The sequence below is a fragment of the Thetidibacter halocola genome, from assembly GCF_018224955.1.
Lineage (GTDB): Bacteria > Pseudomonadota > Alphaproteobacteria > Rhodobacterales > Rhodobacteraceae > Thetidibacter > Thetidibacter halocola.
The window spans coordinates 443,574-459,228 of record NZ_JAGTUU010000002.1 but is presented as its reverse complement, the minus strand read 5'-3'; the positions used below and the strand labels follow the sequence as shown (position 1 = coordinate 459,228).

Annotated in this window: 11 protein-coding genes; 10 read left to right on the top strand and 1 reads right to left on the bottom strand. The window is 67.7% G+C overall.

The annotated features are described in order from the left end of the window. The first annotated feature begins 3 nt into the window (after nucleotides 1–3). From regB to hslU, 10 genes are all read left to right on the top strand, one after another. Entirely contained in the window at nucleotides 4–1,395 is a 1,392-nt protein-coding gene (gene regB, locus KB874_RS06395) for a sensor histidine kinase RegB (RefSeq protein ID WP_346346513.1), read from the top strand. A 78-nt stretch (nucleotides 1,396–1,473) separates the two neighbouring features. Then, a complete protein-coding gene (locus tag KB874_RS23265; protein WP_212535720.1) occupies nucleotides 1,474–2,988 on the top strand; it encodes a PAS-domain containing protein in 1,515 nt (504 codons plus the stop codon). Between the two features lie 46 nt (nucleotides 2,989–3,034). After that, nucleotides 3,035–3,499, top strand: coding sequence for a tRNA (adenosine(37)-N6)-threonylcarbamoyltransferase complex ATPase subunit type 1 TsaE (gene tsaE / locus KB874_RS06385; protein ID WP_212535719.1), 465 nt, complete (start codon nucleotides 3,035–3,037; stop codon nucleotides 3,497–3,499). Continuing rightward, nucleotides 3,496–4,446, top strand: a complete 951-nt coding sequence (locus tag KB874_RS06380) for an aminoglycoside phosphotransferase family protein (protein WP_212535718.1) — start codon at nucleotides 3,496–3,498, stop codon at nucleotides 4,444–4,446. Before tsaE ends, KB874_RS06380 begins: the two co-directional genes overlap by 4 nt. Further along, a complete protein-coding gene (locus KB874_RS06375; RefSeq protein WP_212535717.1) occupies nucleotides 4,431–5,102 on the top strand; it encodes a nucleotidyltransferase family protein in 672 nt (223 codons plus the stop codon). The genes KB874_RS06380 and KB874_RS06375 overlap by 16 nt, the downstream gene beginning before the upstream one ends. Continuing rightward, complete coding sequence (gene addB, locus KB874_RS06370; protein ID WP_212535716.1) at nucleotides 5,095–8,022, top strand: double-strand break repair protein AddB; 2,928 nt, start codon at nucleotides 5,095–5,097, stop codon at nucleotides 8,020–8,022. Before KB874_RS06375 ends, addB begins: the two co-directional genes overlap by 8 nt. Then, entirely contained in the window at nucleotides 8,022–11,393 is a 3,372-nt protein-coding gene (addA, locus tag KB874_RS06365; RefSeq protein ID WP_249200290.1) for a double-strand break repair helicase AddA, read from the top strand. The genes addB and addA overlap by 1 nt, the downstream gene beginning before the upstream one ends. A gap of 63 nt (nucleotides 11,394–11,456) precedes the next feature. Beyond that, nucleotides 11,457–11,777, top strand: a complete 321-nt coding sequence (trxA, locus tag KB874_RS06360) for a thioredoxin (RefSeq protein WP_212535715.1) — start codon at nucleotides 11,457–11,459, stop codon at nucleotides 11,775–11,777. A gap of 106 nt (nucleotides 11,778–11,883) precedes the next feature. Beyond that, nucleotides 11,884–12,438: an ATP-dependent protease subunit HslV gene (gene hslV / locus KB874_RS06355; RefSeq protein WP_212535714.1), complete on the top strand. Its 555-nt coding sequence runs from the start codon at nucleotides 11,884–11,886 to the stop codon at nucleotides 12,436–12,438. Nucleotides 12,439–12,499: 61 nt separating this feature from the next. Further along, a complete protein-coding gene (gene hslU / locus KB874_RS06350; protein WP_212535713.1) occupies nucleotides 12,500–13,810 on the top strand; it encodes an ATP-dependent protease ATPase subunit HslU in 1,311 nt (436 codons plus the stop codon). A gap of 234 nt (nucleotides 13,811–14,044) precedes the next feature. On the opposite strand, the gene KB874_RS06345 is transcribed toward hslU, so the two are convergent. After that, on the bottom strand, nucleotides 14,045–15,598 hold the full coding sequence (locus tag KB874_RS06345; RefSeq protein WP_212535712.1) for an ABC transporter substrate-binding protein: 1,554 nt from the start codon (nucleotides 15,596–15,598) through the stop codon (nucleotides 14,045–14,047). Between the last annotated feature and the right edge of the window lie 57 nt (nucleotides 15,599–15,655).

Below are 15,655 nucleotides of genomic sequence, written 5' to 3'. Positions count from 1 at the left end.
GGCGTGTCGGATATCGGTCTGATCGGCGAACACGAACGCAGCAACTGGATCCGGTTGCGCACCATGATCCTGTTGCGCTGGTTCGCCATCATCGGCCAGCTGATCGCGATCACGGTGGCGCAGCAGCTGTATAACCTGCGGCTGGAACTGGGGCTATGTTACCTCGCCGTCGGCGTCTCGGTCGTGGGCAACCTGATCGCCATCTTCGTCTTTCCGGAAAACAAGCGCCTTTCCGAGACGGAAAACTTCCTGATGGTCATGTTCGACCTGCTGCAGCTGTGTTTCCTGCTGTATCTGACGGGCGGTCTGCACAATCCGTTCTCGCTGCTGGTGCTGGGGCCGGTCACGGTGTCGGCGGCCGTGCTCTCGCTGCGCTCGACCCTGATCCTGGGGGTGACGGCCTTCCTGCTGGTGACGGGGATGGTCTATTACCACCTGCCGCTGCGGACAGAGCAGGGGTTCATCCTGCGTATCCCCGACATCTTCATCTTCGGGCAATGGGTGGCGATCAGCATCGCGCTGGCCTTCATCTCGATCTACGCCCGCCGCATCACGCGCGAGATGCATTCCATGTCGAATGCGCTTGCCGCGACGCAGATGGCGCTGGCCCGCGCGCAGAAGCTGAACGACCTGGGCGGGGTGGTGGCGGCGGCGGCGCATGAGCTGGGCACGCCGCTGGCGACGATCAAGCTGACCTCGTCCGAACTGGCCGAAGAACTGGAGGACCGGCCCGAACTGCGCGAGGACGCGCTGCTGATCCGCGAGCAGGCCGACCGCTGCCGCGATATCCTGCGCAGCATGGGGCGGGCGGGCAAGGACGACCTGCACATGCGGCAGGCGCCGCTGGTCGAGGTGATCCGCGAGGCGGCCGAGCCGCACCAGGGCCGCGGCAAGGAGATCCTGATCGAGGAAGGCCCCGGGCCCGGCGGCGAACCCGGCCAGCCGCAGATCCTGCGCCGCCCCGAGATCATCCACGGCCTGCGCAACCTGGTGCAGAACGCCGTCGATTTCGCCCGCTCGACCATCTGGGTCGAGGCGATCTGGACCGACGACGTGATCTCGATCCGCATCCTGGACGACGGGCAGGGATTTCCGCCGCACCTGATCGGGCGCATCGGCGACCCCTTCGTGCGCAAGCGCCGCAGTGAAAGCGAACGCCGTGCCCGGCCGGAATACGAGGGCATGGGACTGGGCCTGTTCATCGCCAAAACGTTGTTGGAGCGGACGGGCGCCGAACTGAGCTTTGCCAATGGCGCCGACCCGTTCCTGCCCGCGGCGGAACAGGGCGCACGCCGCGGCGCCGTGGTCGAGGTGGTCTGGCCGCGCAGCCGGATCGTTCCCGAACCGCATGTGCCAGGAAGCCTCATCGGGCAGAACCAGCCCATCGAAATATGAAGGTTGGGCCTGCCTATTAACCCGGGATTAACCAATCCTCCGCAGGCTGCGGGAGGGATGATACGACAGGGGCAGGCAGTGACCGAAGCAACAGCGCTTTTCGTGGGCGTTCTGACAGGGCTCTGCACAATGGTCGCTGCATGGTTCCTGCTGCGATCGCGACCCGCAGGCCCGGCGGAGCATGGAACCAGCGACCATGATCCGGAAATCCTGCTGCGCGACGGGATCGTGATCGACAGCGCCCCTGGCCTGGGCGCCTTCCTTGGTCTTGGAACACTGGTCGGCGTCGACTGGGCCGATCTGTCGCGGACCCTTTCGCAGCATTTCGACGGTGTGCCACGCGCCCTGCCGAGCGAAACCGGGCGATTTGCGGCCCTTGCCGATGCAGAGGGATGGCTGTCCATCACGCCAGAGGCCGACCGCCACCGGATCGCCCTGCACATGGGCGGGCTGTCGTGCGACACCGCCCATCCCAGCCCGATCAACGGCATCGAATTCCGTCGCATGAGCGCCGTCTGCGACGCGGCACCGACACCGGTCTGGCTGACCAATGAAACCGGCGTCGTCCTGTGGCGCAACGCGGCCTGCACCGAACTTGTCGCCGAGGCCGGCCTCAGGGATCCGATGGCCAGCCCCCTGCTTCTGCCCGAAGGCGGCGACCGCAGCGAAGCACCGGTTCGTGTCAATGTCGACCTGACCGACGGCAGCCGCCGCTGGTACGAAGTCGCGATCCGCCAGACGGATCTTGGCCTTCTGCATTTCGCGGTCAGCATCGACAACCTGGTCGAGGCAGAGCTGGCGCAGCGTAACTTCGTCCAGACCCTGACCAAGACTTTCGCCCATCTGCCCATCGGCCTTGCCGTGTTCGACCGCGACCGCCGTCTGGTGCTGTTCAATCCCGCGCTGGTCGACCTGACGCGCTTGCCGGTGGATTTCCTGTCGGCGCGTCCGAACCTGATGTCTTTTTTCGACCACATGCGGGAAAACCGCATGATGCCGGAACCCAAGAACTACGTGTCCTGGCGCGAACGGCTGACAGAGGTGGTTTCCGCCGCCCGCGACGACCGCTATTGCGAGACATGGAACTTGCCCTCGGGGCTGACCTACAAGATCACCGGCCGGCCGCACCCGGACGGGGCCGTCGCCTTCCTGATCGAGGACATCAGCGCCGAGATCACGCTGACGCGCCGGTTCCGATCGGAACTGGAAATGACGCAATCGGTCATCGATTGCTTCGAGGACGCGGTGGCCGTGTTCTCGCAGCTGGGTATTCTGACCTTCTGCAACCGGGCCTTCCGCGAGATGTGGAAATGCGATCCGGACAGCGCCTTTGTCGAGATGTCGATCGCCGACGCCACCGCGGGCTGGCAGCGGGATTGCGCCCCCAACGCGGCGTGGCCCGACCTCGAGGACTTCGTGCTGACTCTGCGCGACCGGTCGGCCTGGACTTTCTCGCTCCGCCTCAAGAGCGGAGGTCAGCTGCTGTGCACCGTCGAGCCGGTTTCGGCCGGGGCGACCATGGTCCGCTTCAGCGGCCAGCCGGTCAAGGCACTGCCGGCGCCCGAACCAGCCGTGGCGGATCAGGCGACCTAGCGGCTTCGGCCCTTGCAGCGACCGGCCCTGACAGTATCTTCGGCCCATGTCCGCACAAAGCCTGATCCTGACCGGCCCTGACCATACCTGCCACCTGGCGGAACGCCTGGCGCCGTGCCTGGCGCCGGGCGACGTGCTGCTGCTGTCGGGCGGGATCGGCGCCGGCAAGACGCATTTCGCCCGCTGCCTGATCCGCGCGCTTCAGACCGTCCCCGAGGATGTGCCCTCGCCCACCTTCACGCTGGTGCAGGAATACGACACGCGGGCCGGATCGGTCTGGCATGCGGACCTCTACCGCCTCGGCTCTGCCGACGAGATCATCGAACTGGGCCTGGCAGAGGCGTTCGAGACGGCGATCTGCCTGGTCGAATGGCCTGACCGGCTGGGCAACCTGGCACCGCCCGACGCACTGCACCTGCATTTCACCCCGCTGGAGGAAGAGACACGGCGGCTGGACCTGTCATGGACCGGGACGCGCTGGGATTCGCTGGTTCCGGGCCTCGCGGCATGACCGGTTTCCTCGCCACAGCCGGATGGGCCGGCGCACAGGCCGAACCGTTGGCGGGCGACGCCTCGGCCCGCCGCTACACGCGCCTGCACCGTGGCGCCGAGACCGCGATCATGATGCAGGATCCCGAGGGCGACGTGGCACTTTTCGCGCGGCTGGCGCGGCACCTGACCGGTCTGGGCCTGAGCGCGCCGCGTGTCCTGGCCCAGGCGCCCGGCCTCTTGCTGCTCGAGGACCTTGGCGACGGGCTGATCGCCCGGCTGGCCACCGATCCCGAAACCGAGCGCGGCCTTTATCTTGCGGCGACCGACGCACTGGTGGCCTTGCACCGCCATCCGCCGCCCGCCGGTCTGCCCGTGGCCAGCGCCGAACGGCTGGCCGAAATGATCGACCTCGCCTTTACCCACTACGCTGACCGGCCCGAGGCGCTGCCCGACGCTCAGGCGGCCTTCCTGCCGCTGCTGACGGCACATGCCCTGCCCGCCGACGTGATGATCCTGCGCGACTACCACGCCGAGAACATCCTACTCCTGCCGGAGCGGACGGGCGCGGCGCGCGCCGGGCTGCTGGATTTCCAGGATGCCCTGGCGGGGCACCGGGCCTATGACCTTGCCTCACTGCTGCGGGACGCCCGACGCGACGTTGGCGAGGCAACGGCCGAGGCCTGCATCGCGCACTACCTGCGCGAAACCGGCCATGACGAAGCGGCATTCCGCACGTCTCTGGCGGTGCTGGGCGTGCAGCGCAACACCCGCATCCTGGGCGTGTTCGCCCGGCTCGCCACGCGCGGCAAGCCGCATTACCTCGACCTGATCCCGCGAGTTTGGGATCATCTCCAGGTTGACCTTCGCCATCCCGCCCTGACGCCGGTGCACGCCCCGTTGGCCACCCTGCCCGAACCCGATTCCGCCCACCTGAACAGGCTGCGCCAGACATGCCCGACGCCGTGATGCTCTTTGCCGCCGGGTTCGGGACGCGCATGGGCGAGTTGACCCGGTCGCGCCCAAAGCCCCTGATCGAGGTCGCAGGCCGCCCCCTGCTGGACCACGCCCTCGCCCTGACCGAGGGCATCCCGACCCGCGTCGTGAACGCCCACTACCAAGCCGGACAGATCGCCGCGTATCTGCAAGGCAGTGGAATCGCCGTGTCGGTCGAGGAGCCGGATATCCTCGACACCGGTGGCGGTTTGCGTCACGCGCTTCCGATGCTGGGTAACGGCCCTGTATACACGCTGAATACCGATGCTGTCTGGTCTGACGACAGCGCCCTGCGGCTGTTGGCACGCGCCTGGGAACCGGCGCGGATGGATGCGCTGCTGCTTTGTGTGCCGCTGACGCGCGCCGTGGGGCGCAAGGGAGGTGGCGATTTCACGCTGGGCATGGACGGTAGGCTGAGTTGGGGTGGCGACATGGTCTATACCGGCGCGCAGATCCTCAAGATGGACCGCCTCCACGTCATCGGCGAGCGGGCCTTTTCGCTGCGACTCCTCTGGCAGGCCATGGCCGAGGATGGGCGGCTGTTCGGCCTGCCCTATCCTGGCCATTGGTGCGACGTGGGCCACCCCGAGGGCATCGCGCTGGCCGAAAGGATGCTGCCCGATGTTTAACACGCCCGGCCCCCGACTGTTCCACCTGCCCTGCGGCGTGGATTTTCCCGCCGAACTGGTCGCGGGCCTGCGTGGTCGCATGGCAGGACAGCCGCCCGAGGCGATGGCGCGCGTGACGCTGTTCGTCAACTCTGACCGGATGCGGAAGGCGGTGCGCGCCGCCTTCGATTCCGGCCCCCCCGCGCTGTTGCCGCGCATCCGGCTGGTCACGGATCTGGCCGACCCGCTGGACATGGCCGACCTGCCGCAAGCCGTGCCGCCGCTGCGCCGCCGCCTGGAACTGGCCGGCCTCGTGGCGCGTCTAATCGCGCAAGACCGGACGCTGGCCGCCCGCGCCGCGGTGTTCGACCTGGCCGACAGCCTTGCCACGTTGCTGGACGAAATGCAGGCCGAGGGCGTCCCGCCCGAGATCATCGCCGCGCTGGACGTGTCCGACCAGTCGGGCCACTGGGAACGCGCGCTGCGCTTCATCACGATCGTCCAGCAGTATTTCGAGGCCGATGCCGAACCCGACGCGGGGGGGCTTGCCCGGATGGCGCTGGACCGGTTGCTGACCCGCTGGCAGACGGCGCCACCCGAAGGTCCGGTGGTCGTCGCGGGCTCGACCGGGTCGCGCGGCACGACCCATGCCCTGATGCGGGCCGTCGCCTGCCTGCCGCAAGGGGCGGTCGTGCTGCCCGGCTTCGACACGCATATGCCCGAGGCCGTGTGGCAGGGCCTGACCGACGCGCTGACCGGCGAGGATCACCCGCAGTTCCGCTATGCGAAGCTGATGCGCGACCTTGAACTCGGCCCGGCCCTCGTCGCGCCCTGGACCGCCATGCAAGCCCCCGCGCCCGACCGCAACCGCACCCTGTCGCTGGCCCTGCGCCCGGCGCCGGTGACGCATCAATGGCTGGCCGAGGGGCCAGACCTGCCCGACCTGCCACAAGCCATGGCCGGCGTCACCCTGCTGGAGGCACCCGGACCGCGCGACGAGGCGACCGCCATCGCCCTGCGCCTGCGGCAGGCCGCCGAACGGGGCGAGAGCGCGGCGCTGATCACCCCCGACCGGATGCTGACCCGGCAGGTGACCTCGGCGCTGGACCGCTGGGGCATCGTGCCCGATGACAGCGCGGGCATCCCGGCGCAACTCACCGCGCCGGGGCGGCTGCTGCGGCACGTGGCGGCGCTGTTCGCCGCGCCCCTGTCTGCCGAGGCGCTGCTGACACTGCTGAAACACCCGCTCTGCCACAGCGGCGCAGACCGGGGCCCACACCTGCTGGCCACGACCGCGCTGGAACTGCGCATCCGCAAGAAGGGCTGGGCCTATCCGCGCCCCGACGCGCTGCGCGCCTGGGGCGTGGTCAGCGAACGCGCGGATTGGGCGGACTGGGTCGCCGACACGTTCCTGGACCACCGGACCGCCGGCGACCTGCCGCTGGCAGACTGGGTCGAGCGGCACATGGCGCTGGCCGAGGGCATCGCGGGCGGGCCTGCGGGCGGCTCCGGCACCCTGTGGAACGAGGCGGCGGGCCGGCTGGTGCGCCGGGTCATGGACGACCTTCGGGCCGAGGCGGGCTATGGCGCCGAGATGACCGCGCGCGACTATGCCGACATCTTCGGCGCGGTCCTGTCGCGCGAGGAGTTGCGCAACCGCGACGCCAGCCACCCCGACATCCGCATCCTCGGCACGCTGGAGGCGCGGGTGATGGGGTCCGACCTGATGATCCTCGCCGGGCTGGCCGAAGGCGGCTGGCCCGACCTGCCCGGCGCGGACCCGTGGCTGAACCGCAAGATGCGGGCGGATGCGGGGCTGCTGCTGCCGGAACGGCGGGTCGGCCTGTCGGCACATGACTTTCAGCAGGCGGCGGGCGCGCGCGAGATCTGGCTCAGCCGCGCGCTGAAATCGGACGACGCGGAAACCGTGCCCTCGCGTTGGCTCAACCGGCTGGTGAACCTGCTGTCCGGTCTGCCGCAACGGGACGGGCCCGCGGCACTGCACCAGATGCGCGCACGCGGCGCCGACTGGCTGGCGCTGGCCCGCGCATCCGAGGCGCCGATCCCCACTCCGCGCGCGCCGCGCCCGGCCCCTGCGCCCCCCCTGGCGGCGCGCCCGCGCGAATTGCCCGTGACCGCGATCCGCAAGCTGATTCGCGACCCCTACGCGATCTATGCCCGCTACATCCTGGGCCTGCGCGAACTCGACCCGCTGATGCGCCCGCCCGACGCGCTGCTGCGCGGGATCCTCGTGCATGACGTGATGGATCGCTTCATAAAGGAAACCGTGACCCAGCCCGACAGGCTGACACCAGAGTCCCTGATGCAGGCGGTAGAGGCCGTGATCGGCGACCCCGAGAACCTGCCCTCGCCCACCACGCGCATCCTCTGGGCCGCGCGGCTGGGCCGCGTCGCGGACTGGTTCACGGAGACCGAACGCGCGCGGCAGGCGCAGGCCACCCCCGCGGGCTACGAGATCGAGGGCAAGGCCGGGATCCCGGCGCTGGGCTTTACCCTGACCGCCAAGGCCGACCGGATCGACATCGACGACCGGGGCGGCGCACATCTCTATGACTACAAGACCGGCGCGGCCCCCACCCCGCCGCAACAAGAGAAATTCGACAAGCAACTGCTGCTCGAGGCGGCGATGCTGGAACAGGGCGGCTTTGCCCCGCTGGCGCCGCGCCACGTGGCCGCCGCGACCTATATCTCGCTGGCCCCCGGCGATCCGAAAGAAGTGCCCGCGCCGCTGGAGGCCATGCCGCCGGCAGACGTCTGGCGCGACTTCACAGCGCTGATCGCCGCCTATGCCGACGCGGCCAAGGGCTATACCGCGCGGCGCGCCTTGCAGAAGGACAGCGACCGCGCCGATTACGACCATCTCAGCCGGTTCGGCGAATGGGATGTGACCGATTTTCCGGAAACGCAGGGGATGGACTGATGCGGGACGAGGCGACGCAGAGACAGGTCGAAGCGGCGCATCCCGGTCAGTCCACCTGGCTTGCCGCGAATGCCGGGTCGGGCAAGACGCGCGTCCTGACCGATCGCGTGGCGCGGCTGCTGCTGGAAGGCGTCCTGCCAGAGCACATCCTGTGCCTGACCTACACCAAGGCCGCCGCGACCGAGATGCAGAACCGTCTGTTCCGCCGCCTCGGCACCTGGGCGATGCTGGGCGCCGACGCCCTGCGGGACGAGTTGCGCGGGCTGGGCGTGGAAACCGCCTTGTCCGACGATTTTCTGCGGCAGGCTCGCACGCTGTTCGCCCGCGCGATCGAGGCGCCGGGCGGGCTGCGCATCCAGACGATCCATTCCTTCTGCGCCTCGCTCTTGCGGCGTTTCCCGCTCGAGGCCGGGGTCAGCCCGCAATTCACCGAGATGGAGGACCGCGCCGCCGAACTCTTGCGCGCCGAGATCCTCGAACGCATGGCCGACGGACCCGAGGCGCCGTTGGTCGCGGCCATCGCCCCGCAGGTTTCGGGCGACGACACCGAAAAGCTGCTGCGGGACATCACCGGGCGGCGCGCGGCCTTTCTGGCCGACCGCACCGAGCAGGATATCCGTGCGGCCTATGGTCTACCGCCGGATTTCGACGCGGCGGCGCTGGCGGGCCGGGTCTTTCTGGGGGGCGAGGACGCTCTTTTCGTGAGCCTGGTTCCGCTTCTGCGTGGCAGCGGCGTGAACGACCAGAAGGTGTCCGACGCACTGGCGGGCGTGACCGGCACGGATGCCGCGGCGCTCTCCGCGCTGGAAGCGGCAGTGCTCACGCAGGCGGGCACCATACGCAAGAACATGCCCGCCAAGGCCTTGCGCAGCGCCAACCCGGACCTGTGCGAGCGGTTCGACCAGCTTTGCACCCGCGTCGAAGAGGCCCGCAGCCTGCGCCTCGCCCTGGCCGCGTCCGAGCGCGACATCGCCCTGCACCGTTTCGCCCGCGCCTTCCTGCCGCTTTACGAGGCGGAAAAGCAGACCCGCGGGCTGCTGGATTTCGACGACCTCATTCTGCGCGCGCGTGACCTGCTGTCGGACCCGCGCGTGGCGGAATGGGTGCTGTATCGGCTGGATGGAGGCATCGACCATATCCTTGTCGACGAGGCGCAGGATACCGCGCCCGTCCAATGGCAGGTGATCGAGCGGCTGGCACAGGAATTCACCGCGGGGATCGGCGCCCGCGCCGACACCCGCCGCACGATCTTCGTCGTCGGCGACAAGAAACAGTCGATCTACAGTTTCCAGGGGGCGGACCCTTCGGAATTCGATCGGATGCGCGAGGATTTCCGCGCCCGCCTTGCCGCCACCGACGCGCCGCTGGTGGATGCCGCCCTGCTGCATTCCTTCCGCTCGGCCGAACCGATCCTGCGGCTGGTGGACAACACCTTTCCCGACGCGGTCGAGGCGGGCTTCACCCCAGACCAGACTCATATCGCCTTTCACGACGGGATGCCCGGGCGGGTCGACCTTTGGCCCGTGGTGGACAAGGTCAAGGACGACGAGGACGGCCCCTGGTTCGACCCGATGGACCGCGTCGGCGCACATCATCACACGGTGATCCTGGCCAACCGCATCGCCCGGTTCATCCGCGACACGATCGATGCGGGCACGCCCTTGCCGGTCAGGCCGGACGGCGGTGTTTGGCATGCGCGGCCCGTTCATGCGGGTGATTTCCTGATCCTCGTGCGCGGGCGGTCGCGGCTGTTCTCCGAGATCATCCGCGCCTGCAAGCAGGCCGGGCTGCCCATCGCCGGCGCCGACCGGCTGAAGGTGATGGCCGAACTCGCCGTGCGGGACATCGTGGCGCTGTTGCGCTTTCTGGCGACACCCGAGGACGACCTGTCGCTGGCCACCGCGCTGCGCTCGCCGCTATTTGGCTGGGACGAGCAGCGGCTGTTCACGCTGGCGCATGGACGGGGGAAGCGGCCACTGTGGCAGGCGCTGCGGCAGGCGCGCGACGATCACCCCGAAGTTCTGGAGGTGCTGGATGACCTGCGCGGACAGACCGACTTTCTCCGTCCCTACGACCTGATCGACCGTATCCTGACGCGCCACATGGGCCGTCGCCGCCTGATCGGACGGCTGGGATCCGAGGCCGAAGACGGGATCAACGCGCTGCTTGCGCAGGCGCTGGCCTATGAGGGGTCGGCCGTGCCCTCGCTGACCGGCTTCCTGGAATGGGCGCAGACCGACGACCTGGAGATCAAGCGCGCGCCCGACAGCGCCGGCCGCCAGCTGCGTGTGATGACGGTGCACGGGGCCAAGGGGCTCGAGGCCCCCATCGTCATCCTGCCCGATTGCGCCGCCCCCGACGCCAGCCTGCGCGGCGCGCTTCTGGACGACGAGCACGGTGTGCTGTGGAAACAGGCCGCCAACGCGCAGCCGCCGCGCCAGAGCGCCGCGGTCGAGGCCGCCAAGGCCGCCGAGGCGCGGGAACGCGACCGGCTACTTTACGTCGCGCTGACACGAGCCGAGAAATGGTTGGTCGTCGCGGCAGCGGGCGACCTGGGCAAGGACGGCGCCGCCTGGCATGAGAAGGTGCGGCGAGGGCTGGAACGCTGCGGGCCGGTGCCGCATGTCTTCGATTTCGCCGATGGCCCCGCCGAGGGGCTGCGGCATGAAAACGCCCACTGGTCGAGCTTGAAAGCAGAAACGCTCGTCGAACCCATGGCCGAGACCCCGTCCCTGCCCGGGTGGGTCGATTTGCCTGCACCGCCGCCACCCGACACCCCCAGGACGAAGGCGCCCTCGGATCTTGGCGGCGCCAAGGCCCTGCCCGGCCCCGAGGGCGAACCCGAGGAGATCGCAACCGCCCGTGGCACAGCGATCCACGCGCTGCTGGAAGTGCTGGCGCCCCTGCCCGACGACCGGCGCGAGGAGGCGGGGCGCACCCTGTGCGAGACGCTCTTGCGCGATCCCGATATGGCCCCTGCCGCTGACCGGATGGCGGCGATCCTGGCCGAGGCACTGGCCGTGCTGCGTGCGCCGAACCTCGCTTGGGTCTTTGACCCCGATGCGCTGGCCGAGGTGCCTGTTTCCGCCGACCTGCCCGGCATCGGGCGGCTGCATGGCATCATAGACCGGCTGCACCTGACGCACGACACCGTGACCGTGATCGATTTCAAGTCGAACCGCGTCCTGCCCGACGATCCCGCGCAGATCCCCGAGGCCATCCTGCGCCAGATGGGCGCCTATGCCGCCGCTTTGGCGCAACTTTATCCCGGCCGGCGGATCGAAACCGCCATCGTCTGGACCCGCGACGCCTCGTTGATGGTGGTGCCCCCCGATCTGGCGGCGAACGCGCTGGCGACCGCCGCATCTTGACGGCAGAGGGGTCGGCCCATACGTTCCGCCATCGACACCCTGCCTCACCGAAGGAGAGAGATCATGGCCACCGTTGCCGTCACCGACGCCACGTTCGACGAAGAAGTGAAGAAGTCCGACATTCCCGTCGTCGTGGATTTCTGGGCTGAATGGTGCGGCCCCTGCAAGCAGATCGGCCCCGCCCTCGAAGAGCTTTCGAAGCAATACGAAGGCAAGGTCAAGATCGCCAAGGTCGACGTCGACCAGAACCCGAACACCGCCGCCGCAATGGGCGTGCGCGGCATCCCCGCGCTGTTCCTGTTCAAGGACGGCCAGGTGATCTCGAACCGTGCCGGCGCCGCACCCAAGGCCGCGCTGCAAAGCTGGATCGAGGATTCGATCTGATCCGACCTGTCCGCTGACGGGCATCAGGGCGCGGGGCCATGCCTCGCGCCTTTGCATTTTCGCACCGCGCCGCCCATATGGATGACACGGAACGAAGGAGAGACGCATGTCGCAGGAGTTTCCCGGCTGGCACGGCACCACGATCATCGGCGTCCGCAAGGGCGGGCAGGTGGTGATCGCGGGCGATGGGCAGGTCTCCCTTGGCCAGACTGTGATCAAGGGCACCGCCCGCAAGGTGCGTCGCCTGTCGCCGGGCGGCAAGGACGTGGTCTGCGGCTTTGCCGGATCGACGGCAGACGCCTTTACCCTGCTTGAACGGCTGGAGTCCAAGCTGGAATCGACCCGCGGTCAGTTGCAGCGCGCCTGCGTCGAACTGGCCAAGGACTGGCGCACCGACAAGTATCTGCAAAAGCTCGAGGCGATGCTGATCGTAACCGACGGCACCGACCTGCTGGTTGTGACCGGCGCGGGCGACGTGCTGGAACCCGAGCATGACGTGACCGCCATCGGATCGGGCGGCAACTATGCGCTGGCAGCGGCGCGGGCGATGATGGACAGCGACAAGTCGGCGGAAGAGATCGCCCGTGCGGCGATGGCCATCGCCGCGGATATCTGCGTCTACACCAATGGAAATCTTACCGTCGAAACCATCAGCGGGTAAGAATTTTCGAAAATTCTTACCAAAATTCTTCGAAGAATTTTGGGCACCAGGAACAACCGACATGACCGACCTTACCCCGCGCGAAATCGTCTCGGAACTCGACCGCTTCATCATCGGCCAGAAGGACGCCAAGCGCGCCGTGGCCGTCGCCTTGCGCAACCGCTGGCGGCGCAAGCAACTGGGCGACGACCTCCGGGACGAGGTCTATCCCAAGAACATCCTGATGATCGGCCCCACCGGCGTCGGCAAGACCGAGATCAGCCGCCGTCTGGCCAAGCTGGCCCGAGCGCCCTTCATCAAGGTCGAGGCGACCAAGTTCACCGAGGTCGGCTATGTCGGGAGGGATGTGGAACAGATCATCCGCGACCTGGTGGACACCGCCATCATCGACACGCGCGAGCAAATGCGCGAGGACGTGAAGGCCCGCGCCCACCAGGCCGCCGAGGATCGCGTGATCGAGGCCATTGCCGGAACCGACGCCCGAGAGGCCACCCGCGATATGTTCCGGCGCAAGCTGAAGACCGGAGAACTCGACGGCACGATGATCGAACTCGACGTGGCCGACACCGCCAGCCCCTTTCCGATGATGGACATTCCCGGCCAGCCCGGCGCCGGCGGGATGGGGATGATGAACCTGGGCGACCTGTTCGGAAAGGCCTTTGGCGGCCGCACCACGCGCAAGCGGATGACAGTCGCCGAAAGCTACGAGGTGCTGATCGCCGAAGAGGCCGACAAGCTGCTGGACGATGAGGCGGTCAAGGCCGCCGCGCTGGAGGCGGTGGAACAGAACGGCATCGTCTTTCTCGACGAGATCGACAAGGTCGCCACGAGGCAGGAGTCCCGCGGTGGCGACGTGTCCCGAGAGGGTGTGCAGCGTGACCTGTTGCCCCTGATCGAGGGCACGACCGTCAGCACGAAACATGGCGCAGTGAAGACGGACCACATCCTGTTCATCGCCTCAGGTGCCTTCCACATCGCCAAGCCGTCCGACCTGCTGCCGGAATTGCAGGGCCGCCTGCCGATCCGGGTGAACCTGCGGGCGCTGACCGAAGAGGATTTCGTCCGCATCCTGACAGAGACCGACAACGCGCTGACCCGGCAATACACTGCGCTGATGGCGACCGAGGAGGTCACTGTCACCTTCACCGAGGACGGCATCGCCGCCTTGGCCCATATCGCGGCCGAGGTGAACGCCAGCGTCGAGAACATCGGCGCGCGGCGGTTGTATACCGTGATGGAGAGGGTGTTCGAGGATCTCAGTTTCGACGCGCCGGACAGGGCAGGCGATGCCGTTACGGTAGACGCGGATTTCGTCGAGAAACACCTCGGAGAGCTGACTCGCTCGACGGATCTCAGCCGCTACGTGCTGTGATCCGTGGCCGGGGCGTCAGCCCCGGACTTCGTCCGTCTTGCCACCAAGCGCGGAGGCGCCGAAATGCAGGCTGCCGACGGCGATCACGGCGAGGATGATGAACATGAGGGTCATGGGGTCGCTCCTTGTTGTCCACTCATGGTTAATCAGGGATTCGGACTGCATTGAGGCCGAAAAATGAAAACGCCCCACCGATCATGGCGGGGCGTCTTATTTCGGCCTTATGGCTGGCGATCAGGCCATCCACCACCGTTCGGCCATACGGGCGTTGTCCATCTGCCAGAGGTTCCCGACCTTGTCGGGGCTGGCGACCTTGTTGGATACGGCCTGCACGTAGTTGGCGAACATCGGGATGATGACCCCGCCATCGTCGCGCAGGATCTGCTGCATCTCGTGGTACTGCTCGCGCCGCTTGTTGCTGTCGAGCTCGGCCCGCGCGGTCAGCAGCAACTCCTGGAAGCGGGCGCTGTCCTCGGAATCCCACTGGCTGTCGTTCCACGGCACACCCGCCTCGTAGGCGGTGGCGAACATCCAGTCCTCGGTGGCGCGGCCCGAGAAGTAGGACGCGCAGAACGGCTTCTTCAGCCAGACGTTCGACCAGTAGCCATCCGCCGGTTCCTGCACCACGTTGATGTTGATGCCGCCGGACTTGGCAGAGGCCTGGTACAGCTGCGCCGCGTCCACAGCACCGTTGAAGGCCGCGTCCGACACGTTCAGGTCGATGTCGAGCGAGGTCAGCCCGGCCTCTTTCAGGTAGAACTTGGCCTTGTCGGGATCGTAGGTCAGCGGCTCCATCTCGGCGTGGTAATACGGGTTAGCCGGGCCAATGGGCGTGTCGCTGGCCGCAAGGCCGTGACCCTGCAGGATCTTGTCCACCATCTCTTGCCGGTTCACGCCGTACTTCAGCGCGCGGCGGACGTTCACGTCGTTGAACGGCGCCACGTTGGTCAGCATCGGGAAGGTGTAGTGCTGGTTGCCCGTCACTTCCTGGATGCGGATCATCGGGTTGGCGCGCAGCAGCGCCTCGGTCTTGAAGTCGATCCGGTTGATCGCATCGACCTGGCCGGTCAGCAACGCGTTCATCCGCGCGGTCGAATCGTTGATCGCGATATACTCGATCTCGTCGAACCAGCCGGCCTCTTCACCCTTGTAGTGGTTCGGAAAGCGGGTCGCGACCATCCGCACGCCCGGCTCGAAGGCCTGCACCTGGTAAAGGCCCGTGCCGATGCCCTTGGCAATGGCCTCTTCGATCTGGCCGGCGGGATACATCAGGATGTGATAATCGGACAGCAAATAGGGAAAGTCGGCATTGCCGGCCTCCAGCGTGAACTGGACCTGGTGATCGCCAGTCTTCTTCATCTCGGAGATGGCCGAGACGATGGGCTTGGCCGCGGATTTCGCACCCTCGGCCACGTGCATCTGGAGCGATTCCAGCACATCGTCGGCGCCGAACGGCTTGCCGTTGTGGAAGGTCACGCCCTGGCGCAGGTTGAACGTCCAGGTCTTTGCGTCCGACGAGGCCTCCCAATCGGTGGCCAGTTCGCCGACCAGCGTGCCGTCGGCCTTGATCTCGGTCAGGCTGTCGAACACCGCGCCCTGTGCCGAGGCGATCATGAAAAGATCGGAATGTGTCCGGCCGTCCCAGCTGTCCGAGGTGTTGGCGCCGTTCAGGCCGGCCCGAAGGCGGCCGCCCTTCTTGGCCTGCGCGCGCAGCGGAAGACCGCTGGCGGCCAGCACACCCGCGGCGGCGCCGGTGGTCAGAAGTCCGCGTCTGCTGATGCGTGTCATGATGTCTCTCCCTTTGTCATTTCGCCTTTATAGGCGATTCTGGTCTCTTACGTCGTC

Coding starts and splice junctions, on each gene's coding strand:
- tsaE (WP_212535719.1), top strand. CDS start 3,035: ATGTCCGCACAAAGCCTGATCCTGACCGGCCCTGACCATACCTGCCAC.
- KB874_RS06380 (WP_212535718.1), top strand. CDS start 3,496: ATGACCGGTTTCCTCGCCACAGCCGGATGGGCCGGCGCACAGGCCGAA.
- KB874_RS06375 (WP_212535717.1), top strand. CDS start 4,431: ATGCCCGACGCCGTGATGCTCTTTGCCGCCGGGTTCGGGACGCGCATG.
- addB (WP_212535716.1), top strand. CDS start 5,095: ATGTTTAACACGCCCGGCCCCCGACTGTTCCACCTGCCCTGCGGCGTG.
- addA (WP_249200290.1), top strand. CDS start 8,022: ATGCGGGACGAGGCGACGCAGAGACAGGTCGAAGCGGCGCATCCCGGT.
- trxA (WP_212535715.1), top strand. CDS start 11,457: ATGGCCACCGTTGCCGTCACCGACGCCACGTTCGACGAAGAAGTGAAG.
- hslV (WP_212535714.1), top strand. CDS start 11,884: ATGTCGCAGGAGTTTCCCGGCTGGCACGGCACCACGATCATCGGCGTC.
- hslU (WP_212535713.1), top strand. CDS start 12,500: ATGACCGACCTTACCCCGCGCGAAATCGTCTCGGAACTCGACCGCTTC.
- KB874_RS06345 (WP_212535712.1), bottom strand. CDS start 15,598: ATGACACGCATCAGCAGACGCGGACTTCTGACCACCGGCGCCGCCGCG.